The 23,985-nt window shown below is 47.4% G+C and carries 17 protein-coding genes; 10 read left to right on the top strand and 7 right to left on the bottom strand.

Annotation, left to right across the window (positions count from 1 at the left end):
- The first annotated feature begins 262 nt into the window (after window positions 1-262).
- The 7 genes from pheT to FHW36_RS06325 all read left to right on the top strand — a co-directional run bounded on the left by pheT (window position 263) and on the right by FHW36_RS06325 (window position 7,437).
- Window positions 263-2,692 carry a phenylalanine--tRNA ligase subunit beta gene (pheT, locus tag FHW36_RS06355; RefSeq protein WP_145664031.1) on the top strand — a complete coding sequence of 810 codons (2,430 nt, stop codon included), beginning with the start codon at window positions 263-265 and terminating at the stop codon, window positions 2,690-2,692.
- A gap of 17 nt (window positions 2,693-2,709) precedes the next feature.
- Entirely contained in the window at window positions 2,710-3,018 is a 309-nt protein-coding gene (locus FHW36_RS06350; protein WP_145664022.1) for a hypothetical protein, read from the top strand.
- A gap of 13 nt (window positions 3,019-3,031) precedes the next feature.
- Window positions 3,032-3,325 carry a cell division protein ZapA gene (locus FHW36_RS06345; RefSeq protein WP_145664013.1) on the top strand — a complete coding sequence of 98 codons (294 nt, stop codon included), beginning with the start codon at window positions 3,032-3,034 and terminating at the stop codon, window positions 3,323-3,325.
- 171 nt (window positions 3,326-3,496) lie between these two features.
- On the top strand, window positions 3,497-5,062 hold the full coding sequence (gene rny / locus FHW36_RS06340; RefSeq protein WP_145664004.1) for a ribonuclease Y: 1,566 nt from the start codon (window positions 3,497-3,499) through the stop codon (window positions 5,060-5,062).
- A gap of 115 nt (window positions 5,063-5,177) precedes the next feature.
- The gene (locus FHW36_RS06335; protein ID WP_145663996.1) at window positions 5,178-5,792 is read left to right on the top strand and encodes a 3-keto-disaccharide hydrolase; all 615 of its coding nucleotides are present in this window, start codon (window positions 5,178-5,180) and stop codon (window positions 5,790-5,792) included.
- Between the two features lie 11 nt (window positions 5,793-5,803).
- Window positions 5,804-6,592: an SDR family oxidoreductase gene (locus FHW36_RS06330; RefSeq protein ID WP_145663985.1), complete on the top strand. Its 789-nt coding sequence runs from the start codon at window positions 5,804-5,806 to the stop codon at window positions 6,590-6,592.
- 23 nt (window positions 6,593-6,615) lie between these two features.
- Complete coding sequence (locus tag FHW36_RS06325) at window positions 6,616-7,437, top strand: purine-nucleoside phosphorylase (protein WP_145663977.1); 822 nt, start codon at window positions 6,616-6,618, stop codon at window positions 7,435-7,437.
- Between the two features lie 58 nt (window positions 7,438-7,495).
- On the opposite strand, the gene scpB is transcribed toward FHW36_RS06325, so the two are convergent.
- The 5 genes from scpB to FHW36_RS06300 all read right to left on the bottom strand — a co-directional run bounded on the left by scpB (window position 7,496) and on the right by FHW36_RS06300 (window position 15,241).
- Complete coding sequence (scpB, locus tag FHW36_RS06320) at window positions 7,496-8,767, bottom strand: SMC-Scp complex subunit ScpB (protein WP_145663970.1); 1,272 nt, start codon at window positions 8,765-8,767, stop codon at window positions 7,496-7,498.
- Between the two features lie 118 nt (window positions 8,768-8,885).
- Window positions 8,886-9,770, bottom strand: a complete 885-nt coding sequence (gene atpG, locus FHW36_RS06315; protein ID WP_145663962.1) for an ATP synthase F1 subunit gamma — start codon at window positions 9,768-9,770, stop codon at window positions 8,886-8,888.
- A 168-nt stretch (window positions 9,771-9,938) separates the two neighbouring features.
- Window positions 9,939-10,520, bottom strand: a complete 582-nt coding sequence (locus FHW36_RS06310; protein WP_145663959.1) for a DJ-1/PfpI family protein — start codon at window positions 10,518-10,520, stop codon at window positions 9,939-9,941.
- An 81-nt stretch (window positions 10,521-10,601) separates the two neighbouring features.
- On the bottom strand, window positions 10,602-12,212 hold the full coding sequence (locus tag FHW36_RS06305) for a RagB/SusD family nutrient uptake outer membrane protein (protein WP_145663956.1): 1,611 nt from the start codon (window positions 12,210-12,212) through the stop codon (window positions 10,602-10,604).
- A gap of 23 nt (window positions 12,213-12,235) precedes the next feature.
- A complete protein-coding gene (locus FHW36_RS06300) occupies window positions 12,236-15,241 on the bottom strand; it encodes a SusC/RagA family TonB-linked outer membrane protein (protein WP_145663952.1) in 3,006 nt (1,001 codons plus the stop codon).
- Window positions 15,242-15,490: 249 nt separating this feature from the next.
- Between FHW36_RS06300 and FHW36_RS06295 the strand changes: the two genes are divergently transcribed.
- Window positions 15,491-16,858, top strand: a complete 1,368-nt coding sequence (locus FHW36_RS06295; RefSeq protein WP_145663949.1) for a 3-keto-disaccharide hydrolase — start codon at window positions 15,491-15,493, stop codon at window positions 16,856-16,858.
- 115 nt (window positions 16,859-16,973) lie between these two features.
- Window positions 16,974-18,764 carry a DUF885 domain-containing protein gene (locus FHW36_RS06290; RefSeq protein ID WP_145663946.1) on the top strand — a complete coding sequence of 597 codons (1,791 nt, stop codon included), beginning with the start codon at window positions 16,974-16,976 and terminating at the stop codon, window positions 18,762-18,764.
- Between the two features lie 82 nt (window positions 18,765-18,846).
- Here FHW36_RS06290 and FHW36_RS06285 read toward each other — a convergent pair whose 3' ends face one another.
- Together FHW36_RS06285 and FHW36_RS06280 are read right to left on the bottom strand one after the other, a co-directional pair.
- Window positions 18,847-19,854, bottom strand: a complete 1,008-nt coding sequence (locus tag FHW36_RS06285; protein ID WP_222428998.1) for a c-type cytochrome — start codon at window positions 19,852-19,854, stop codon at window positions 18,847-18,849.
- A 37-nt stretch (window positions 19,855-19,891) separates the two neighbouring features.
- Window positions 19,892-21,007 (bottom strand): aryl-sulfate sulfotransferase, encoded by a 1,116-nt coding sequence (locus FHW36_RS06280; RefSeq protein WP_145663943.1) that lies wholly within the window; start codon window positions 21,005-21,007, stop codon window positions 19,892-19,894.
- A gap of 173 nt (window positions 21,008-21,180) precedes the next feature.
- On the opposite strand from FHW36_RS06280, the gene FHW36_RS06275 reads away from it, so the two are divergent.
- On the top strand, window positions 21,181-23,907 hold the full coding sequence (locus FHW36_RS06275) for an alpha/beta hydrolase family protein (RefSeq protein ID WP_145663940.1): 2,727 nt from the start codon (window positions 21,181-21,183) through the stop codon (window positions 23,905-23,907).
- Window positions 23,908-23,985: the final 78 nt, after the last annotated feature.

The raw sequence follows: 23,985 nt of genomic DNA, 5'->3' as shown, positions 1-23,985 counted from the left end.
AAAGATTTTCCACATGGGGTAAGATTCAATGCTGTAGCCGTTTTGGGAGAGCAGAAAGCTGAAAGCATAAAGCAAAAAGCTATTGTGGCAGAGATTTCCGGGGAGGTAAACCGGTAAATATCCGCTTAAAGATCCTCCACAATAGCTTTTTGCTTTATGCTTTCAGCTTTCTGCTCCCTGCTAATAGCTTTTTGCGTTCTGCCTTTAGCTTTCTGCTCATTAGTTGTTAACTTTACGCCACTTATATAAACCGAGCAGATAAATGACGATTTCATACAACTGGCTATGTGATTACTTACCGGTAAAGCCTACACCGGAGGAGCTATCTACTATTTTAACCAGGATAGGCCTGGAAGTAGAAAGCCTGGAAAAATTCGAAGCTGTAAAGGGAAGTCTGGCCGGATTGGTGATCGGAGAAGTGCTGACAGCAGAAAAACACCCGAATGCGGATAAACTGCGACTCACCACCGTGAACACCGGCAACGGGGCCCCCCTGCACATCGTTTGCGGCGCTCCCAACGTAGCAGTGGGACAAAAAGTAGTGGTAGCCCCTATTGGCACCACCATTTACCCTATTGGCGGCGAACCCCTCACCATGAAAAAAGCAAAAATCCGTGGAGAAGAAAGCCAGGGAATGATTTGCGCTGAAGATGAAATAGGACTGGGTACCAGTCACGATGGTATTATGGTGCTGGATGCCGGCCTGCAACCCGGTACCCCCGCCAGCGAAGTGTTTAAACCCGCACAGGACTACATCTATGAAATAGGCCTTACGCCCAACCGTATGGACGCGATGAGCCATATCGGCGTGGCAAAAGACGTATGCGCCTTTCTCAATAACATAGAACATACCCACAAATACCAGGTACAGCTGCCGGAAATAAAAGCGCTGCCAGAAGCGGCAACACCATTATCCATCAGCGTTACCATCGACAACACCGATGCATGCCCCCGTTATAGCGGCATCTCCATCACCGGCATACAGGTAGGCCCTTCTCCCGAATGGCTCAAAACCAGGCTCAGTACCATCGGCGTTCGCCCAATCAACAATATTGTGGATATCACCAACTTCGTACTGCATGAAACCGGTCAGCCGCTGCATGCCTTCGATGCTACCGCTATCAAAGGCAATGCGGTAGTGGTGAAAAACCTCCCGGCCGGCACACCATTCGTGACCCTGGATGAAAAAGAAAGGAAACTGGATGCTTCCGACCTGATGATCTGCAATGGCGCCGGTGAAGGCATGTGCATTGCAGGCGTGTTCGGCGGCCTGCATTCCGGCGTATCTGATACCACGCAAAACATTTTCCTGGAAAGCGCCTTTTTCAGCACCGGCGGTATCCGGACTACCTCCTTCCGCCATGGACTGCGTACCGACGCAGCCTCCCGCTTTGAAAAAGGCGTGGATATCTCCAATGTGGTATTGGCCCTGCAACGCGCCGCAGCCCTCATCTGTGAGCTGGCCGGCGGGCAAGCAGCTTCCGGTATCGTGGATGTATATCCTTCCGTGAAAATAAAAACACAGGTAGAAACCACTTATAGCTATATCCGCAAACTGAGCGGCAGCAACTACCCGACAGATAAAATCAAAAATATCCTCCGCAGCCTGGGCTTCGATATCCTCTCCGAATCAACAGAAGGACTTCGTGTAGCCGTACCATTCAGCAAACCGGACATTAGCCTGCCGGCCGACCTGGTAGAAGAGGTAATGCGTATTGACGGACTCGATAATATTGAAATTCCGTCTAAAATATCCATCTCCCCTGCCTTATCCGCTCAACCGGATGCAGAACAGGTGAAGGAAAAAATAGCCGATTACCTCGCCGGTAACGGTTTCAACGAAATCTTCACCAACTCCATTACCAACAGTAAGTACTATACGCCGGAAGTACTGGAGCATTCGGTAAAAATGATGAACAGCCTCACCGTGGAGCTGGACATCATGCGCCCTTCCATGCTGGAAACCGGCCTGGAAAGCATTGCCCATAACCTGAACCGCAAAAACGAAGACCTGCTGTTCTTCGAATTCGGTAAAACTTACCGGGTACTGGATAAAGGCTATGGCGAAAATAATCACCTGGTCCTGTACCTGACCGGTAAGAAAACCGCCGAAACCTGGATGCACAAGTCCAGCCCGGTAGATTTCTACTTCCTGAAGGGTTTTGTGATCAATATCCTGCAACAACTGGGTTATAAACAACTTACCTGGGCTGAAAGCACCGAACCAGGCTTGCAACCATCCTGGGAAATTAAGATAAAAAACCAGGTGGTAGTTACCCTCGGAGGCGTTACCACAGCGAAGTTGAAACAGTTCGATATCCGTCAGCCGGTATGGTATGCTACCTTCAATTGGGATAAAATACTGGGACTCTTACAAAAAAGTGATAACTTTTACAAGGAAATACCACGCTTCCCGGCAGTCAGAAGAGATCTTGCGCTTGTGCTTGATAAACAGGTACAATTTGCCTCCGTTGAAACGGCCGCCCGCAGCGTGAAATCCGGGTTGTTACAACAAGTGAATCTGTTCGATGTATTTGAAAGCGAAAAACTGGGAGCCAACAAGAAGTCTTACGCCGTAAGCTTTACCTTCCTGGATCCACAGAAAACGCTGACTGACAAAGAGATTGACAGTGTAATGGAGAAACTCATCAAAACATTTGAAACACAGTTACAAGCGGAAATCAGAAAATAAGTAATTAAGTAATAAGGATGGTTCTGGAGCAATACATTCAACGCGTAGAAGAGAAGCTGCACCTGCTGGTAAAGAAACTGCAACAGGTGCAGGCGGAGAATGTATTGCTGAAAGAAGAAGTTCATATACAGCAACAGGCGCTGCAACAGCAGCAACAGTCGCTACAAAGCCTGGAAGAAAGACTGCAACTAATGAAAATTGCGTCTACTGCCCAGGGAGGTACCACCATAGCAGCCGAAGATGATGCTTTCAGAAAGGAAATCCGGGGCAAGATCAACGATTATATCAAAGAAATTGACCGCTGCATCGCTTTACTGAACAGCTGATAAAAAATCATACATGGAAACACTCATTCCCATAAACATTGTCGTATCCGACCGCTCTTACCGCATCAAAATAAAGCCGGAAGAAGAGGAAGAAGTACGTCGTATTATGAAAGAAGTGAATGAGAAAATTGTCGATTTTAAAACGTCCTATGCAGGAAAAGACCTACAGGACTATATTGCTATGGCCCTGATTATGTACGCTACACACCCTGTAACCAGCGGCGGTAAAGCCCAGGCAAGCACTGCTCCTTTTTTACAGGAGAAGCTGGAAAAGCTGGAAGAAATTATCAACCAGGCCTTGGGATGACCACGTTACCCATTGCTTAACAACGAATTAGCTAATTAGCTAATTATCACGTATCAAAGACGCTTTAACTGCTATTTTTTTGTATTTTCGCGGGTCAGTTCTCGCCCCTGTTGTGTTTTAGCAGCAAGTTGGGTATGAGAATACTACATAAATCAAGTATAAATAATTCATATGGATGTTACACTTATCACGACAATAACTGCAGTAGTGGCATTGGTCATTGGGATTGCGCTGGGTAAGGTGATTTTTGCCAAAAATACGCAGCATAAAATAGATGAAGCGGAGCAACAGGCTAAAAAAATCATTGCAGACGCACAGATTAGTGCCGAAAATCTGAAAAAAGACCGCTTACTGGAAGCGAAAGAAAAATACCTGCAACTCAAGAGCGAGTACGACAAGGACGTACTGCAACGTAATCAGAAACTGGTCGAGTCAGAAAATCGCATCAAACAGAAAGAACAACAACTCAACCAGAAAAACGAGCAGGTTCAGAAACAAATCAACGAGAACGACGCTATCAAGGAAACCCTGAACCGCCAGATGGAACTGGTAACCATTAAGCGCACCGAACTCGAAAAGCACCAGGAAGAACATATCCGCCGCCTCGAAAAAGTAGCCGGCTTAACTGCAGAAGAAGCAAAACACCAGCTGGTAGAAAGCCTGAAGGAAGAAGCCCGTTCACAGGCCCTTTCCCATATCCAGGAAATCATTGAAGACGCCAAGCTGAAAGCCAACAAGGAAGCCAAGAAAATCATTATACAATCTATTCAGCGTACCGCTGCTGAGCAAACCATCGAAAATACCATCACCGTATTTACCCTGGAAAGCGATGAAATCAAAGGCCAGATCATTGGCCGCGAAGGTCGTAACATCCGCGCTATCGAAGCAGCTACCGGTGTTGATCTGATCGTAGACGATACCCCTGAAGCGATTGTATTGTCCTCTTTCGACCCACTCCGCCGCGAAATAGCCCGCTTGTCCCTGCAACGCCTGGTACAGGATGGACGTATTCACCCTGCCCGTATTGAGGAAGTAGTGGAAAAAACCAAGAAACAACTGGAAGAACAGGTAATGGACATCGGTGAAAGAACCGTGATAGAACTGGGTATCCATGGACTCCATAAAGAACTGGTACGTTTGGTAGGTAAGATGCGTTTCCGCTCTTCCTACGGACAAAACCTGCTCATGCACTCCAAGGAAACGGCTAACCTCTGCGCTGTAATGGCAGCAGAACTGGGCTTAAACCCGAAACTGGCCAAACGTGCCGGCTTACTGCACGATATTGGTAAAGTACCTGATGAAGAAACAGAACTGAGCCACGCCCTCCTCGGCGCCAAGCTCGCTGAAAAATATGGCGAACATGCCGCGGTGGTAAACGCTATCGGCGCCCACCACGACGAAATGGAAATGCAATACGTGATTTCCCCGATCGTTCAGGCCTGCGATGCCATCAGTGGTGCACGCCCGGGTGCACGCCGCGAAATCATGCAGAGCTACCTGCAACGTATCAAAGACCTGGAAAACCTGGCCCTCGCACACGATGGCGTGGAAAAAGCCTATGCTATCCAGGCAGGTAGAGAACTGCGTATCATTGTAGAAAGTGAAAAAGTATCCGATGGCGATGCCGACCGCTTATCGTTCGAAATTGCTAATAAGATACAGACAGAAATGCAGTATCCTGGCCAGATTAAAGTAACGGTGATCCGTGAAAAAAGAGCAGTGAATATAGCAAGATAATTTTCTGATATAGAAATACAGGAAATTGACCTTATATTGGAGTCCTCCCCCGCCTTGGCGAGGGAGGACTTTTTTATCCTCTTCACCCTCTAAATCACTAAACTCAAACAGTGTTATGAAAAAAAATTGCCTGAAATTCGTACTGGGAGCCGCTCTCCTATTGGGCGCCGGTAGTGCGTCTGCACAAAAAGCACAGTCTTTATTCAACGGAAAGAACCTGGATGGATGGAAAGTGTATGGTACCGAAAAATGGTATGTAGAAAAAGGAGAACTCATCTGTGAAAGCGGCCCTGATAAAGAATATGGCTACCTGGGTACCGATGGTCAATATAAAGATTTTGAGCTCACCGTACAGTTTAAACAGGAGGCCAATGGCAACAGCGGCGTATTCTTTCACTCCTCCCTGGAAGGCACTAAAATTACCGGCTGGCAGGCTGAAGTAGCCCCTCCCGGCTTACATACAGGCGGTATCTATGAGTCTTATGGCCGTGGATGGCTGATACAACCCGACAAAGAAAAAGAACAATACCTGAAAATGGGCGAATGGAATACCATGAAAGTAAGGGTACAGGGCGACAATGTAACCACCTGGCTCAATGGTCATGAAATGATTACCCTGAAAGATGAAAAAATTGGCGCCGCCAATGGACAAATAGCCTTACAGATCCACTCTGGTGGCGGTATTAAGGTGAGATGGAAAAACATTAAGATCGTTCCGTTGAAATCCTGATCACGGCCCACATGTATTTTACCAATAAAGTCATACTAATCACAGGTGCCAGCTCGGGTATAGGCCACGAGCTGGCATTACTGCTGGCCAGGGAAAAGGCCCGGCTTATCCTGGCCGCCCGTAACCAGGCCGCCCTGGAGGCGGTAAGGAACGAATGCCTGGTATATACGCCCCATTGTGAAATCCTCCTGATGGATGTAACAGATGAATCCCAGGTAACAGCCGGCGCCCAGACTGCGCTCACCTTTTTTGGAAAAATAGATATCCTGGTGAACAATGCCGGCGTTACCCAACGCTCCAAGCTGATAGATACTTCTGTGGCCGCCGTCCGGCAGTTAATGGAAGTGAATTTCTTCGGCGCAGTAATGCTTACACAAGCCTTATTGCCTCATTTCAAAGCACAGGGCGGCGGACAGATCATCGTGATCAGCAGCATGGCAGGATTAATGGGATATCCCTGGCGCTCCGGGTACAACGCCGCCAAACATGCCCTGCAAGGATATTTCGAAACCCTGCAAACAGAACAGCCAATCCCCGGGTTATATACTACCATTATTTGCCCCGGACGCATTCACACGCCCATTACCTATTCCGCTATTACCGCCGATGGCAGTCCCTATGGGAAAATGGACCCTACTACGGCCAAAGGTATTTCCGTGCAGCAATGCGCCCATCGTATATTGACCGCCATACGCCGGAAAAAGAAACTAGTGCTCATTGCCCGCGAAGAACGGATACTGCTCTGGTGCAAAAGATATTTTCCACCCCTGTTTTACATGATTGCCCGTAAAGGGAATTAATTTGCAGCAAATTTTAATGACGTATGGACTTGTTACTGCAACAAATAGCGGCAGCTACTGCCTATCTGCAATCCTTTTCCTTTGAGCAGCCCCGCGTGGGCGTAGTGCTGGGAACAGGACTCGGAGAACTGGTAAATCATATCAAAATAGCACATTCTATTCCCTACCAGCAAATTCCGCACTTCCCGGAATCCACAGTAGAATCACATAAAGGACACCTGATACTCGGTCATATTAACGATACGCCCGTTGTTGCTATGCAGGGACGCTTTCATTACTATGAAGGCTATACGATGCAGCAAATCACCTTCCCGGTTCGTGTCATGAAAGCATTGGGTGTTCAGCAACTGCTGCTCAGCAATGCAGCCGGCGGCATGAATCCCACCTTTAAAAAAGGGGATCTTATTTTGCTGGACGACCATATCAATATGCAACCGGAAAACCCGCTCCGCGGCCTCAATGCCGCTGCATACGGTCCCCGCTTCCCGGATATGAGCTGTCCCTATCATCCGGGGCTGGGCGCCCAAATACAGGCTGCCGCTACATTGCAGGGCGCTACCTTGAAAAAAGGGGTATACGTTTCTGTGATGGGACCTAACCTCGAAACAAGGGCGGAGTACCGCTTTCTGCGCATGATCGGCGCCGACCTGGTAGGAATGAGCACAGTGCCGGAGGTGATAGTAGCCAACCAGCTGCAACTACCTTGCGCCGCGGTATCGGTGGTAACAGATGAATGCGATCCCGACAACCTGCACCCCGTTTCTATTGAAGAAATTATCGCAGTCGCAGGTAAGGCCGATAAACTGCTAAGCCAGATTTTTGCTACGGTGATTGCCGGGTTATAAACTTTGCTATAACACAACGGCCACACCATGAAGGAGTGGCCGTTGCAATGATTTATACTTATTTTCTCCTGTCGCCGGGATCTGTACTTTCATCATCGTCTTCTTCTTCATCTTCGTCATCACTATCGTCTTCCTCATCGTCCTCATCATCCTCATCATCCCAATCATCCTCATCATCGTCGTCCTCCTCGTCCTCCTCGTCCTCCTCTTCTTCGTTACCCGCATCGGGACCATTTACCTGCAATAATTTTTCCCCGAAAAGCCGCTCTTCAAATGAGTTGTCGAATTCCTCCAATCCGTCATCTTCTTTTGGCGTTTCGTTTGTTTCTTCCGTTTTATTGGCTTCTTCTTGTGCAGGTATGTTTTCTGTAGTATCCGGCATATGGGAGATAGCATCTTCCATCATGCCATCCGGATCTTCATTACTTTTCCCCTCAGCTATTTCCTCATCGGGTGCTGCTTCCGGTTCGGGAGCGGGGATATCAATAATTTCCGCACTGCCGGTTTCTTCATCGTTATTTTCCAGTTCCTCGTTGGCTTCTTCAATAAAATCATCGAGGTGCACAATTTCATCATCTGGTTCTACTTCTTCATCTTCCGAAGCAGGAGTTTCCTCTTCTGGTGGAGCAGCGGTAATATGATCGAGCTGGTGGTCGGGATCGAGTAATTCGCCATCTTCCGATACTACCAGGGAATGAATACCTTCTGTGTTATGCTGACTATGCTCACCTCTGCCCAGGGTGGCTGTTTCATCGCTGATCAGGGTGGGCTGTACAATTTCCTCATCAAACAGTTCTTTCAGCTTAGGCAGATCGGCTACAGAGGCCAGGCCAAAATAATCCATGAAAGAGCGGGACACTGCGTACAGCAGGGGTTTACCCGGTTGGTCTTCACTACGGCCGGTAATAACGATCAGTTCTTTTTCCAGGAGTTTCTGGATAGAGTAGTCGGTGCTTACTCCACGGATGTATTCAATTTCCCCTTTGGAAATAGGCTGGCGATAAGCAATAATGGCGAGGGTTTCCAGTGCGGCGGTAGACAGGCGTTTGAGGAATTTATCCCCGTTCAGCTGGGCTACCGTCTGGTAATATTCTTTCTTGGTAAGGAATTGATAGCCTCCACCGCTGCTTCGTACTTCAAACGCATAAAACTCCGAGCTGTATTTTTCCCGGATAGCCTCCATGGCGGCTTCTACCTGATCCAGGTTGGTACGGTCTTCCAGGAAAGCCAATGCATTGTTGAGCAGATCTACTATTTCCAGCAAAGGCAAGGGCCTGTCGGCGGCAAAAATTAATGCTTCCACGTGCGGGATGATCTGTGATATTTCCATACGTTAACAGGAGGTGGATTTTATAAAAAAAGGTCAAAGACCGAAAATACAGTCTTTGACCCTAATCTGAAAATATTAATTCAGTTGTTGACTTAATGTTAAAAGTGTCTTACACTGCTTATCCAGCCAATGCTGCAGCACCGCTTACGATTTCTGTCAGCTCGGTGGTAATGGCTGCCTGACGGGCGCGGTTGTAAGAGATCTTCAGGGAACGCAGCATTTCGCTGGCGTTTTCTGTTGCCTTGTCCATTGCAGTCATACGGGCACCATGCTCAGAAGCATGTGAATCCAGGATGGCTTTAAAGAACTGGGTATTCAGAATTTTAGGCATCAGTTCCGCAATCAGGGTTTCTTTCTCAGGCTCGAAAATGAAGTCGGCTTTCAGACCGCTTTTATCCTGGTTTTCCACCTTAGCAATAGGCAGGAACTGTTCTGTTACAAAGATTTGTGTAGCGGCGTTTTTAAATTCGCTGTACACAATTTCCACTGCATCGTAATTACCGCTGATAAAACCGTTCAGGGCCACGGCGGCAGCTTCTTTTACGTGATCAAAAGTAAGGCTGGAGAAAATCTGCCAAAATTTGCCGTTTACTTTATAACCGTTTTGCACAAAGTGCTCGTATCCTTTTTTACCAATTGGTAACAGTTCTACATTGCCCTTCTCAAACTGTTCCGCGTACTTTTCGCGGATCACGCGTTTAGCCGTCTTGATCAGGTTAGAGTTGAAAGCACCGCACAAACCTCTGTCAGACGTAATAACCACGATCAATACTTTTTCAACAGGGCGCTGTGCCGCCAGTGGTGTGTTGATATTGCCTTCGCTGTTGGAAACAATATTCTGTAACATTTCCTGGAGCTTTACAGCATAAGGGCGCATCAGCATGATAGCATCCTGGGCGCGTCTTAATTTAGCAGCACTTACCATTTTCATGGCTTTGGTGATCTGCTGACCAGATTGAATAGATTTGATTCGGTTACGAACTTCTTTAAGCTGTCCGGACATATTATAAAAATCAATTACAAATTACGAATTATGAATTGCCAATGCAGGGATAGCCTCCTGAATTTGGCTGCAAAGGTAAGTAATGCCCGTTTAATTTGAAAATCCGTAGAAAGATAATTTAAATTTTCTTTATACTGTTTATAATCAACTTCTTACAGATATGTAAATTTACAGGGTTATACTGGTTCCCAGCACCTGTAAAAATGCCGCTATCCACTGCGGATGAGCTGGCCATGCCGGCGCTGTCACCAGTTTACCATCTACCACCGCTTCATATACATTCACCGATACATAGGTACCACCCGCGGCTGTTACTTCAGGCCCTACTGCGGGGTAAGCAGTTAATTTTTTGCCCCGTACCACATCCGCTGCTGTCAGGATCTGGATACCGTGACATACCGCCGCTACAGGTTTATCTTCCAGGAAAAAGTGCTTTACCAGCTCCAGTACATTCTTATTTAAACGCAGGTATTCCGGCGCCCGGCCACCCGCTATAACGAGTGCATCATAATCGGCGCCCGCTATATCATTGAAAGTGGCGTTCAGTACAAAACCATGTCCTGGCTTTTCGCTATAGGTTTGATCGCCCTCAAAATCATGGATCGCTGTTTTGATCTTATCGCCGGCTGCTTTATCAGGACAAACAGCATGTACATCATGGCCAATCATTTGTAACATCTGGAAAGGTACCATGGTTTCATAATCCTCTGCATAATCACCGGTAAGTAACAATATCTTTTTTTGTGCCATAGGACGAAAGGTTTTTTGAGTTAATGAAGATAAGCAAAAAGAAAGAGCAGAAAGCAGAAAGCTTTCTGCTCTTTCTTTTTGCTAGTAGCCAGGATTCTGTGGGAATGGGTTAGACGATCTGTCTATCTGATCCTGTGGAATCGGGCGCAGTACATGTTTAGGTTGAATGTTGGGTCCCCCTTCGGTATTATGCAGTTTTACTCTTTCCAGTAACTTGTGGGTACGGGTGAGGTCAAACCAGCGCATTTGCTCGCCTACCAGCTCCCGTCCTCTTTCATCGAGTAAAAAGTCGATGGTCATATCGGATGCTTTAACGGTGAGCGCATCGCGGTTGGCCTGTGTTTCGGCTGGTGTAGTTCCCACCCTGGCGGCTCTCCAGCGAACTATGTTTACCAGGTCGGCGGCGCCCTGGTTATCGCCCTGCATCATTTTGGCTTCTGCTTCGATCAGGTAAGCTTCTGCGAGGCGGAAAGCGATAAAGGGCCTTACTCCCGAGGCCTGGTTATCCGGGCGCAGGGAATCGGCAAATTTATTCAGGGAAGGATACAGGCGTTCGGTATACAGCCTGGGCGGCACCAGCATGTATTTTTTGCTTTCTATTTCTGCTTTGCTAACATCATAACCTGGCAGGTACACAGCGGTATCTCCTACGTTTAACTTGGCGGTAGCGGTATTGGCGTACCATACGGTAGTAAAGAACTTTTCGTAACGTACATCATGCACGCGGTCTTTATACAAGGTGTCGATCAGGAATTTTGTAGGCCTGAAACGCTTCCAGGGCGTGCCATTAGGCAAATCCCGCTTCATACCGGCCAACACATCGTACTGCATCAGGAAAAAGCGGCAGGCATTGTTGTCGGGATATCCATACAGCGGATCGGCCGTGTATTGCGCAGCAAATACCGTTTCTGAATTATTTTCCTTGCCCTGTGCCCATACCTGTCCGGGATCATCCAGCAGACGGAATCCGAAATTTTTGATCACCTGGTCGGCATATTTCGCAGCGTCGGCATAATCTGTAGGCTTAGCCTGGGGCGAAGAAGCACGGGTGAGGTATACCCTGGCCAGCAGGTGTTCAGCAGCCGCTTTGGTAGCCCGTCCCCAGTTGGCAGCAGCTGCCGGCAAGTCTTTATCAGCCGCCAGCAAATCGGCAATCACGGCATCGTATATGGCGGAAACGCTGTCGCGGTGCGATTCTGTTACAATTTTTGTGTTTTCGTGTAGCTGTAAGGGTATGGCGCCAAACATTTCCATCAGGATGAAATGGTAATGAGCACGGCAAAACAACGCCTCTGCTACCCCTGCTTTTTTGGTGGCATCGTCCAGGCCAGGGATGTTATTGGCCCGGTCTACCACTACGTTACAGGTATTGATGGTTTGATAAAAGCTATTCCATACTTCCCTGACATGGTCGTAGCGGGCGTCCAGCTGTGAAGTATATTGACTGGTAAATTTGTAGTTACCATCGGAGCCGTTGGTATAGATATCCGTACCGGTTTCGGTGAGCGTCATCCCTCTTTCGGTACTGTAAAAGTTGCGCATCGCCACATAGGAGCCTGTAACGGCGGTCTGAAAGCCGGCTTTGGTATTATAAAAATCGTCTGTCACATTGGTGACCACTTTTTCATCCAGCATTTTGTTACAGGAGCTTACTGTAAAAGCCAGCAACATGATAGGCACTATATATTTCATAACGTTTTCCTTTTAAGAGTTGATTAAAATCTCGCATTCAATCCAAACTGCAGCATCCAGGTGGCTGGTGCATCAATACCGATTACATTCACATCTTCCGGATCTATTCCTTTCCACTGTTGCCGGTAAGGCGCAATGATCAGCGGTTGTTTTACGCCTACACTAAAGCGCAATTCCTGCATCTGCATGCGTTTTACGAGTGCATCCGGCAAGTTGTAAGCCAGGGTGATATTCCTGATTTTGAAGTAGGAGCCGTCGAAATAGCTGAGCGACTGGTAGTTGCTGGGTCTTTCCTGGTTAGCATTAGGCCTTGGGAAATCGTTGGTAGGATTGGAAGGCGTGTTATAATCAATGTTCAGGTTATTGTAACGACCGAAGAGGGTATTATAGTTAGAATAAAAATCACTCCGTATCATACTGCCTATACGGGCAAATGCTACGATCGATAATTCAAAGCCTTTGTAAGAGAAGCGTTGGGTGGTACCGGCCGACCATTTAGGTTCAGGTGAACCCAATATCTGCCTGTCTTTGGCATCGATCGTACTATCTTTGTTCACATCTTCCAGCCTGATCTCTCCTGGTTTTACGCCATATTTAGCAGCCAGCTTAGCGTCTTCCGCCTGCCAGATACCTGTCTTCTTAAAGTCGTAATACACATAGGTAGGCTGGCCCACAAACCATCCATTACCCACGTCTGCACTTCTTCCACCACCAATGGAAAGGATCTTGGAACGGTTTCTGAAAACGTTTGCATCCATCTTCCAGCTAAAGCCTTTAGGGTTATCGATGATGATCGCAGAAAGCCCTACTTCCCATCCACGGTTCCTCGAAGTACCCAGGTTTTCGAGTACCTGGTTGAAACCATTGCTAAAGGGCAGCAGGTGTGGCATCAGCAGGTCGGTGGTTTTCTGGTTATACCATTCTACCACACCAGTAATGCGGCCATTAAAGAAACCGAAATCCAGGCCTATATCAGTGGACGTAGTGGTTTCCCAGGTCAGGTTAGGATTGCGCAGATCTCCTGGTACAAAGCCCAGGGAGCCCTTTCCACCGTAGGAATAGGGAATCCTGGTCAGCAATCCCTGCGTAGCATAAGGGTTGATACCGGTATTACCGATCCGGCCGTAACTGGCGCGGAGTTTCAGGTTATCCAGGGTATGCTGATTTTTGAAGGGCGCTTCATTGATAATATTCCAGGCGACTGCCACGGAAGGGAAGTAACCCCATTTCTTTCCGGGTGCAAAACGGGACGAGCCATCCGCGCGGAGGGTGAGTGTTAACAAGTAACGATCATCGTAACCATAGTTAATACGGCCCATGTAAGAGAGAATAGTCCAGGTACTGAGACTGCTGGTTACGCCGGTTACGGAGAGTGCCTGCCCCAGGTTAAAATATTGCTGTGTTTCTACCGGGATCCCTCTTACGTTGGTAGTCATGATATCCGCGGTTTGCCGTTGTACGCTGTACAAGCCGGTGGCAGCGAGGTTATGCTTTTTGATAGACTTGTTATACGTTAACACGTTTTCGATGGTATAAGCCAGGGTAGATGCGTTGCCTTTGCTGGCCTGTGCATCGCCGCCGCCTATCAGCAGGTTAGTATTATTTTTACCCTGGAAAAGGCCGTAGTTATAGTATTGCAGGTCCGGACCTACGTTCAGCCGGTATTTCAGGCCATTAACGATTTCCACTTCTCCGTATAAACTGGTAAAGAGGCGGAAACGTTTCATCAGCTCCACGCGGTTACCGGGCACATAATCCAATAGTGGATTGGGTTGCTGGCTATCGCCGGTAGGCAGGATAATGAGGTTGCCTTTATCATCGTAGGGCGACGCGATAGGCAGCATTTTCAGGGCATTGTCGATCCCGTTGTAGGTTTCGCCGTTGCGCAGGCTGTAAGCGCCCAACAGGGATGCCCCTACGCGTACCCGATTGCCTATCATCTGGTCGATGCCCAGGTTGATGTTGTAGCGTTCGTAGCTCTGTAATTTCAATACGCCCTGGTCTTTAAAGTATCCGAGTCCCACGGTATACTTGGTTCTTTCCGTACCACCTGCTACGGAAATAGCGTGGTTGGTTTGGTATCCGGGAGAGATCATGAGCTTTTGCCAGTCCACGTTTGTTCCTTTCTTAATATTGGCCAGTTCGGTGGCGTTAAAGATAACGGCGTCGGAAGAGTCGCGGTTATTGTCGTTGTACTTGCCGATGGTGCGGTTGGCTTCGCGGCGCATTTCTATGAAGCGGTTGGCGTCCATCATATCTGTTTCTCCTAATTGTTGTACATAACCGTAGGAGCCGGAGTAAGACACCACGGGTTTGCCCAGCTTACCGCGTTGGGTGGTAATGAGCACTACGCCATTGGCGCCCCTGGAACCATAAATGGCAGTAGCAGAGGCATCTTTCAAAATATCCATCGATTGTATTACTCCGGTGCCGATATCGCTGAGGTTACCAGCGTAGGGAATACCATCTACTACATAGAGCGGGTCGTTGCCGGCCGACAGGGAGCGGGTACCGCGGATACGTACCTGTGGCTCATCGCCTGGTTTGGCGCTGTTGTTAATAACTTCTACGCCGGGAGCGCGGCCTTGCAGGGCCTGTTGCGGGTTGGTAACCGGTACGTCCTGTATAGCTTTGGTGCCTACAGAGGAAATGGCGCCGGTCACATCTTTTTTCTTTTGCTGGCCATACCCTACTACCACGATTTCTTCCAGTTTTTTGCGGTCCTCCTGGAGAATGACCGGAATCGCAGTACGACCTTTAACAGGTTCTTCTACCGATGTAAAGCCAATAAAAGTGAATACCAGCGTGGCGTTAGCCGGGTCTTTTACCTGTAGCCGGTAATGTCCTTTGGCATCTGTTTGTGTGCCGGAACTTCTGCCCTTAATGGAAACAGTTACCCCTACAAGTGGCATTTTTTGGGCGTCCAGTACATTTCCCTCCACCGTTGAGGAATTTCCCTGTGCCATGGTGAGTTGCTGAAATAGCAGGCATGCTATTATACAGACAAAACGTGTGAAAGATCTTTTCATAACGTAGTTTGTGATAAGTGGAATAAAGGATACTTAAGTTAGATTTTGGCCGTCGCTTCAGGTTCTTCGATGAACCAAAATAAGACAATTTTACATTTCTGCAATCGTTTGCAAACAATATTTTAAAAATCATAGTAATCATCCGTCTCCGGGGGAGACTACGTCATATATTTAAAATAAAAATGTTTTGCAATCGGTTGTAAAAACCATTTTCATTGATTACTTTGAGCTTCTTATTGCATTTTAGTTATGAAAAAAATGATTCTTTTATGCGGCTCCCTGCTATGCATGTACGGCGGCCTGTATGCCCAGAAAGCCCAGTGGCATCAACTTTTCAATGGTAAAGACCTGAAAGGCTGGAAACAGCTGGGAGGTGAGGCAAAATACAATGCACAGAACGGTGAAATTGTGGGTACTACGGTAATGAATACACCAAATTCATTCCTGGCCACAGAGAAAGAGTACGGCGACTTTATCCTGGAGCTGGAATTCAAGCTGGGAAAGGAGTTTAACTCCGGCATCCAATTCCGCAGCCAAAGCAGGCCCGACTACCAGAACGGACGTGTATTCGGCTACCAGATGGAAATAGACCCGTCTGACCGCAAATGGAGCGGCGGTATTTATGAAGAAGGCCGCAGGGGCTGGCAATACCCGATGGAGCTGAACCCGGCGGGACAGCAGGCCTTCAAAAAAGACGGTTGGAATAAATACCGTATCGAGTGCCGGGGAAATGAAATGCGTACTTGGGTAAACGGCATACCTACCGCCCACCTGGTGGACACTGCCCTGCCTAAAGGCTTTATTGCCCTCCAGGTACATGGTATCGGCAAAAAAGCAGAAGATGACAATAAAAATATCTACTGGAAAAATATCCGGATCATCGAAAATCCGGCTCCTTCCCAGTATTCGCCATACGATAATATCTACGTAGTTAACAATGTGGATAACACCATTTCCGGTCAGGAAAAGAAAAACGGCTTCCAACTGCTGTGGGATGGCAAAACCTCCAAAGGCTGGAGAGGCGTGTACAAAAAAACTTTCCCTGATAAAGGCTGGGTGATCAACGATGGGGTATTGACCATCCAACATTCCAATGGAGATGAGGAAGGCAGCGGCGGCGACATTGTGACCGAAAAACAATATGGCGCCTTTGAACTGGAATTTATGTTCAAACTCACGCCAGGCGCGAATAGCGGCGTAAAATACTTTGTGAGCGAAACCTACGAAACCGGGGGTAAGTCGGCTATCGGGCTGGAATACCAGGTATTGGACGACGAAAAGCACCCGGATGCCAAATTAGGACGCGATGGAAACCGCACGTTAGCAAGCCTTTACGATCTCATGACAAGAAAACAGGAAAAACGTGCCATCAACCCTATTGGAGAATGGAACAAAGGTCGTATTATTGTGTATCCAAATAACCACGTAGAACATTGGTTAAATGGGTTTAAAGTACTGGAATACGAGCGTGGCTCCCAAGCCTTCAAAGACCTGGTGGCCATCAGCAAGTATAAAAACTGGAAGAATTTTGGACTGTGGCCGGAAGGACATATCCTGTTACAGGATCACGGCAATGAGGTTTCTTTCAAAAGTATTCGCATAAAAAATCTTAAATAATATTTTTTTATCTTTTTTTTCATTGTTCACTGTTCTAAATAAGCTTTCCGATTCTTCGGAAAGCTTTTTTCTTTGGATAAAACGGTAAATTACTGCTTATTCACAACCCACACACATGATCAAGTTACAACAACCGCGTTACCTGTTGATCGCAGCCTCGCTTTTCGCGGGCGCCTGTCAATCGCCCGGGAATCATAGCAACCCTGCCGCCACAGCCGATTCCCTTCACCACCTGGCCAGTCGTTACTATGCCGAAAACATGGCCCTCAACCCTTTGCAGGCCACCCAAAATGGCGAAAATCAATACAACGATCAGTTGCCGATAGATATCAGCGAAAGCTTTCGGGCAAAGGCCGATTCGTTTTACGCCCGCTACCAACAAGCCATCAAAGGGATTGATACCAGCGCCCTCTCCGGCAACGACCGTATTACCTACGATATGCTACGGAGAGAGTTCGACATCAACCGGGAAGGGCTTACCTTCCACGATCACCTGATGCCGGTGCAGCAGTTTACCTGCTTGCCGCTCACCCTCACCCAACTGGCGGGCGGCACCTCCGCTCAGCCATTCAAAACGGAAAAAGACTATCGCAACTTCATGCATCGTATGGAGCGCTTTGCGATATGGACCGATACTGCTATCGCCAACATGCGCCGTGGCATGGCCTCCGGCTATGTATTGCCCAAAAGCCTGGTGGTAAAAGTGATTCCACAGGTGACCGACCTGGCCAAAAAAGACCCCGCAAATAACGTATACTACGCCCCGCTGAAAATGATCCCCGACTCGCTCGGCAATGAGGTGAAAGCACAACTGACAAAGGATTATACAGCAGCTATTGAAAAATATATACTGCCCTCCTTCGCTAAATTGCAGGCCTTCCTGCAAAACGAATACCTGCCCCAAGCCCGCAGCAGTAGCGGCATTAGCGGTATACCAGATGGTAAAACCTATTATACCTACCTCGTTAAAACCTGGACCACTACCGACCTCACCCCTGGAGCCATCTTCGACCTGGGTGAAAAAGAAGTGGCCCGCATCCGGGGTGAAATGGAAACGGTGAAAAACAGCACCGGCTTCCAGGGCGACTTACCGGCATTTTTTGCCGCTGTTCGTACGGATAAAAAACTACGCATATTTAAAACACCTGCGGCGATTCTCGATTCATTCAAAGCCATCGAAAATAAAATCATGCCCGGTGTAAAAAAGATGTACGGTCATCTCCCTAAAACACCATTCGAAATCCGGCAAACCGAAGCCTACCGGGCTGCATCGGCATCAGCCGAATATATGCAGGGGAGTGCTGACGGTACCCGTCCCGGCGTATTCTATGTGCCCATCCTCGATGCCACACAGTTTTCTTACACCGGCATGGAATGCCTCTTCCTGCATGAAGCCATTCCCGGACACCACTTCCAGATCTCCCTGCAACAGGAAAATGATTCCCTGCCCAGGTTCCGCCGCTTCTCCTGGATTGGCGCCTATGGCGAAGGATATGCACTCTATTGCGAAAGCCTTGGGAAAGAGCTGGGCCTGTACACCGATCCCTATATGTACTTTGGCCGGCTAACCGACGAAATACATCGCGCTATTCGTTTAGTCGTTGACGTTGGCATGCATACTAAAGGCTGGACCCGCGAACAAGCTATCAAATATATGATGGATAACGAACCGTTATCTGAACAGGAAGCCACCGCTGAAATTGAGCGCTATATGGCCATTCCGGCGCAGGCGCTTTCTTATAAAATCGGGGAACTGAAAATACGTGAGCTACGCAATAAATACACTACTGCCCTGGGCAGTAAATTCAGCCTGTCTTCTTTCCACGATGAGCTATTGAAAGATGGCTGTGTACCGCTTTCTGTACTGGAACAGAAAATGGCCCGCTGGGCAGCTGCACAAAAATAATCCGGGTTAACTACGGGCATAAAAAAGGTTGTTCCATCATCGTGGAACAACCTTTTTGCTGACATAGGGATTAAATAGGGCTTCAATAACTGGCTTTCATGCCCTTCGCCTTCCAGTAATCAATTACCGGTTGATAGGGGCCAAACTTATGCTGGGCCACGGAAAAAGTATCAGCAAACGGACCTTTATCATAGTCCAATGCTTTTTCTTCCTTATGCGGATAATCAAAGTTCTTTATATCGGGGCGCTGGTGGCGGCTATCGTCGTTTACAAAAGCGGCAATATCCATGGCTTCGGCGTCGCTGAGGAAAGGCTTATCCCAGGTAGCCTTATCATACGGCATATTGGCTTTCAGCCATTGCGCCTGTTTAATAATGCGGTGCATACTGGATCCCGGCTGGTATCCATATTTTCCCCATAAGGGCGGGTAGGTATAGGTAACCTGGTCGGGGCGCAATTGTCCCTCTCCTTCCTTGCCATGACAACGCGCACAATGTTGCTCATACAGCAGCGCGCCATGCTCCGGGTTAGCCGCTATATCAGGTAGCGTTACCAACAGGTTTTTCTGGCCTTTAAAAGGCTTGTCTTTCGGCACAAAGCTGTTAATCCACCTGAAGTACGACAGAAATGCTACCATCTCTTTACTGTCGAGCGGTAACGGACGGCCGTTATGCGGGCGGGTAACGCAATTGTTCACCCTTTCCGCCAGGGTCAGTACTTTTCCTTCCCTGGCGCGGTACTGGGGATAGTCTTCGTGCGACAGCATGAGGTTAAAGGAAAAAGGCTTGGTCCCTCCCTGTTGATGACAGTTGGTACAATTCATTTTATTGCCAAGGTACTTCCCATTGATACCTTCCGGACCTATGTAGTAGGCTGTGTTGTACATGAGCTGTTGCCCATATTTTACTTCCTCTCCAAATTTATCCTTAGGGATAGCCGTGCTATCTACCTGCAATAACGCAGCGGCTATCACCGGCATTTTCTCCTTCTCTTTTTCTTCTTCCTGCACCTTTGTACGGCAGGAATAAAATACGGTGGCGGCAGTAGCCAGCAGGAAACCACCGGTAACGATACGTAGTGAACTCTTCATAATAGGCCAGGTATTTATCTTCCGAAAAAATTTTATACTATAAACCAGGTAAAGCTTCCTTAGGAATAAACTCTGCCCGGTAAGGAATAAACGTGCAACGCAGCTGCCACAGCGGTGTGCCATGCCGGTCGGTCAGCAAAACCGTATTGCGTTTTGAACAACATTGCAACAGGTTGTCCTTATCCACCAGGTAAGCGCTTCCCATGCGATCATTAAATAAATAACCGGGTAAGGGAGAATGGATATTTACAGTAGCTGTTTTATTTTGCTCATCCAGGTGGAAACTGAGTGTTTGTGACAGTTGGTGGGATACGCCGTTATCAAACAACATCAGGTCATTTTCGCTGTTGATATGCACTGCATGCCCCATATCGAAAGCAGCCGATTCGGGATAGCTAAAATCGCCGCCACGACCAAACTTCCAGATCACGCGACCTGTGTGGACATCCAGCTTCCATATTTGTCCGTTGTTGTAAAAGGAAATGAGATAGTTGCCATCTTTATCGTAACTAAGACTGTTGGCATGCATCCAGTCCGTACGCGTATGTAGTATAGCCGTATCCGTTAGTGGACTTAAAGCATCAAAAACTGTCCATTCCCACAGCTTATGACCTTTGCGATCCAGCACGAGAATACCATCGCTTTTAACGGTGTCGCGGGTGCTGCCACCGGCAGCACTGAGATCAAGAACTTTCTCCACGGTACTTAACAGCACAATGTTATTATCGGGATTTAACAGCACCTCATGATGTGCGTTGGCAGTAAAGTCCCCTTGTCCTTTGCGGAGATTTAACAGGGTGTCGCCCGCCAGCGATATTTCCAATATCTGGTTGCCGTAACTGGTGGCGTATTCCTTGCCGCCCAGGATACAGAGAAATGTTTTATTGGCCGTAAAATGTGCGGTTTTAAAACCGGTGCCTTTTACCTGGTGGAACCAAACCACCTGCCCTTTGCTGTTGAGGAGAAATAATGCGCCCGGATCGTCGCGCTGACTCAAGAGTACATAGCCATCCCGGAAACGGGGCGATAACTTTGCCGGCTGCATACTATCGATGCTAAATGCTTCCTGTACCCAGTAGGGCAAGGATTTGGTGGTTGGTTGCCGGCAAGCGCAGAAGATAAATAAAATTAAAAGCCAGTGGCGTAAACTCATCAGGTTGATAATTAGTAAAAATTCATTGTTCAGTGATATAAAAACTCCCTGGTATGAGATCAGGATTAGTATCAGCGGTAAATTATATTTCCACTTAGTGAAATCTTGACAATTGGAATAATTGTGTGTAATTTAAAACTCTATTCTCTAAGATCAAAATCGTAACCCGCAAAATGATATCCCTACGAAAGCGCCCCGGCAGGCAGCAGCCTGCGCCCCCATCTCTCCCTGGTAAGTATACCAGTCTTTTGCTGCTGTTGGCAGCCTTATTTACTGCTTGTTCCAACGCTTCAGAGATTCCGGATATCCAGTTGCCGGCAGCTGAAAAATTCAATGCTGAAGTGAATGTTGACCGCATGATACTACTTGGCCCATTTACAAGTGATTCAGGTTCATTACATCATATCGATACCGATGAGTTTATCCGGTATGGACTCCGGGAAGAGGAGATCAACTTTGATAACGTTTCCCGGTTAAGGGATAAAGCAGGCAAGAAGGGTTTCCTGTATCAAACACCCCACTCTTATGTGGATGGCGTGGATCTGTTTACAGCGCTCCCTCATGCCAACTGCTATGCTATATTTTCCGTGAACAGCCCTGTGGATCAGGATATTGCGTTTCTACTCGGTAGCGACGATGGAATGAAGATATGGGTAAATCAAAAGTTATGCTTTCGCGTAAATGATGCAAGATCTATGCAGCGAAATACAGACATCTTTGTCGTTCACCTGAAGAAAGGACCCAACTTTGTTTTGCTAAAGTGTAATAATGGCGGAGGATATTGGGCCTTCTACCTCAATATGAGCCGTATCGATTATGCCGCGGAATTTTACCAGCATAAATTTGGATACGACTTTCTGGAACACTGCCTGCTGGGCGCAAATGATAGTTTAAAAATAAACCTGAACCCTTGCTTCACAGCGTTGGGCGATTCAACCACCTTACAGGTTTTCAATCCGGCTGGGAAAGAGATGCTTTCCACCAAACTACCCCGGGGATCCAACTGGCAAATCCCGCTACCTTATCTTGATAAGGGGTCCTATAAATGCAAAATACTGGTACCAGGAGACACCTTGAGCGAAATATTCATGGTGGGTAACTACCACGACGTGTACGATACAGACTCCATAAAATTATCGGCTGGCAGGCCGGGTGGGGATTTCCTCGTGAATACCCAAACACTTTTCTCCAGGTTCCGGTACCTGAAAAGTTTTGGTACCCGGTATGGATGCGATGACCAGTTATACCGGAAAATTGCTATTACCTTATTCGACATGGCCGGTATTGTAAATGACGCCCGGTTCTCCAACAAGCCAGGGAAACATTTACGTGGTTATATTTCGAAGGTAGATGGAGGGACTGAAAACTATATGGTTTATGTTCCCGGCAGTTACCGCAAAAATGTTCCCATTCCGCTGGTGATGGTTATTCCATGGGTCAGCCAGAGGGCGCCCTTCATCCAGAGCCCCCATGTGGCTTATTTAGATAAAATAGATGCGCTGACAAGACTTGCTGAAAAATTTGGGTATGCCATCCTCTGGCCTGCTGCAAGGATCTTTGAGAGATATAATCTAAACCCGATTGTTTCCACCAGCATTTTTCAGGCAATGAATAAAGTTGGGGAAGACTATAACATCGATCCACATCGCGTTTACCTGTACGGTGTTTGTTCCGGAGGTATGTTTGCCATGCTGCTGGCAAACAGGTTCCCTGAACACTTTGCGGCCATTGGCGTAGAAGGCCCTGAACTCAATTACACCAAAAGCAAAACGATGCTGGATCCCAGCTCCGACTTATTCCGTTTTCCAACAGAATGGGTAAAGGAAAACAACCTCCTGCAAACGATCAATAACTATCAGCATATTCCCTTATATATCGCCCATGCGCCGGCAGACCATAAATCAGATTATGCTATTTCCAGGAAAATATATGCCGAAGCGAAGCAACAGGGATTCAATATCCTATTGGACAGTGTAGGGAATATTACCAAAGCTCCCACCCTGGATTTATACCCCGATGCACTTATCCTGCGAAAGATGTTTTCCTTTTTTAAAGATAAAGTAACTAAAGCACCGCTATCCATCAATTTCTCTACCTTTCAGCTAAAGTATAACCGGGCTTACTGGATAACCATTGATCAGATGGATACGCTCCATGCGCTGGCAAATATCCAGGCAACCTTCAACAGTAACAACCTGCTCAAAATAACAACGAAGAACATACGCAGTTATTCGATCGACTTAACGCAATTACCCGGACTTCAGCGAAACAAAAAGTTATTGGTGATTACCAACAACGACACTGCTTACTTTAACACTCCTCCACAAGCAGATGCCCTGCACTTATCCATTGGTAAACAACAACAGCTGGGACTCCTGGAAAAGAATCATGATGTAGAAGGCCCTATCAACGATATCTTTAAAGACAATTTCCTGTTGGTGAGTGGTGATGCCGGCACCAAAGAAGAAAGGCTTGTCAACCAAATGATGGTGAATAAATTCATTCAAAACTGGCAGGAAAATAACTTCAACACCTGCCCTGTTAAAACGGCTGCAGCTATAAATAAGGAGGATATTACCCGTAGTAACCTGATACTTATCGGCAATCCCGCTACCAATTCTTTCATTAAGCGCCTGGCGCCCAAGCTTCCCCTGAAAATTGACGCCAACGCTTTAGATATTGGCTCTCAGCATATTGATGGCAATTCTTTAGGGTACACACTTATCTATCCTAATCCTTTAAATCCTAAAAAATATATCTTGCTGCTTGGCTCCAACAACTCGTCTATAGCGCATATGGCGCCGGATTTACAGTACACCGGGTGGTATGACTATGAAGTAAAAAATCTGATCAGTGAAGCTGTCCTGAAAAAAGGGTATTTCGATAAATGCTGGAAGTAGCTGGCTACCTAATAAAAAAGCATCGCGCCGATCGGCGCGATGCTTTTTATTCACTGGGGATATACATACTATCAGCTC

It is taken from the genome of Chitinophaga polysaccharea (assembly GCF_007829335.1).
Lineage (GTDB): Bacteria > Bacteroidota > Bacteroidia > Chitinophagales > Chitinophagaceae > Chitinophaga > Chitinophaga polysaccharea_B.
Note: the sequence above shows the minus strand (reverse complement) of the source record. Positions and strands in the feature narration are given on the sequence as shown.

What these genes read in the sequence shown, in the direction of transcription:
- FHW36_RS06275 (WP_145663940.1), top strand. Translation starts at nt 21,181, where the DNA reads ATGATATCCCTACGAAAGCGCCCCGGCAGGCAGCAGCCTGCGCCCCCA.
- FHW36_RS06305 (WP_145663956.1), bottom strand. Translation starts at nt 12,212, where the DNA reads ATGAAATATATAGTGCCTATCATGTTGCTGGCTTTTACAGTAAGCTCC.
- FHW36_RS06350 (WP_145664022.1), top strand. Translation starts at nt 2,710, where the DNA reads ATGGTTCTGGAGCAATACATTCAACGCGTAGAAGAGAAGCTGCACCTG.
- rny (WP_145664004.1), top strand. Translation starts at nt 3,497, where the DNA reads ATGGATGTTACACTTATCACGACAATAACTGCAGTAGTGGCATTGGTC.
- FHW36_RS06345 (WP_145664013.1), top strand. Translation starts at nt 3,032, where the DNA reads ATGGAAACACTCATTCCCATAAACATTGTCGTATCCGACCGCTCTTAC.
- pheT (WP_145664031.1), top strand. Translation starts at nt 263, where the DNA reads ATGACGATTTCATACAACTGGCTATGTGATTACTTACCGGTAAAGCCT.
- FHW36_RS06285 (WP_222428998.1), bottom strand. Translation starts at nt 19,854, where the DNA reads ATGAAGAGTTCACTACGTATCGTTACCGGTGGTTTCCTGCTGGCTACT.
- FHW36_RS06310 (WP_145663959.1), bottom strand. Translation starts at nt 10,520, where the DNA reads ATGGCACAAAAAAAGATATTGTTACTTACCGGTGATTATGCAGAGGAT.
- FHW36_RS06295 (WP_145663949.1), top strand. Translation starts at nt 15,491, where the DNA reads ATGAAAAAAATGATTCTTTTATGCGGCTCCCTGCTATGCATGTACGGC.
- atpG (WP_145663962.1), bottom strand. Translation starts at nt 9,770, where the DNA reads ATGTCCGGACAGCTTAAAGAAGTTCGTAACCGAATCAAATCTATTCAA.
- FHW36_RS06290 (WP_145663946.1), top strand. Translation starts at nt 16,974, where the DNA reads ATGATCAAGTTACAACAACCGCGTTACCTGTTGATCGCAGCCTCGCTT.
- scpB (WP_145663970.1), bottom strand. Translation starts at nt 8,767, where the DNA reads ATGGAAATATCACAGATCATCCCGCACGTGGAAGCATTAATTTTTGCC.
- FHW36_RS06325 (WP_145663977.1), top strand. Translation starts at nt 6,616, where the DNA reads ATGGACTTGTTACTGCAACAAATAGCGGCAGCTACTGCCTATCTGCAA.
- FHW36_RS06300 (WP_145663952.1), bottom strand. Translation starts at nt 15,241, where the DNA reads ATGAAAAGATCTTTCACACGTTTTGTCTGTATAATAGCATGCCTGCTA.
- FHW36_RS06280 (WP_145663943.1), bottom strand. Translation starts at nt 21,007, where the DNA reads ATGAGTTTACGCCACTGGCTTTTAATTTTATTTATCTTCTGCGCTTGC.
- FHW36_RS06330 (WP_145663985.1), top strand. Translation starts at nt 5,804, where the DNA reads ATGTATTTTACCAATAAAGTCATACTAATCACAGGTGCCAGCTCGGGT.
- FHW36_RS06335 (WP_145663996.1), top strand. Translation starts at nt 5,178, where the DNA reads ATGAAAAAAAATTGCCTGAAATTCGTACTGGGAGCCGCTCTCCTATTG.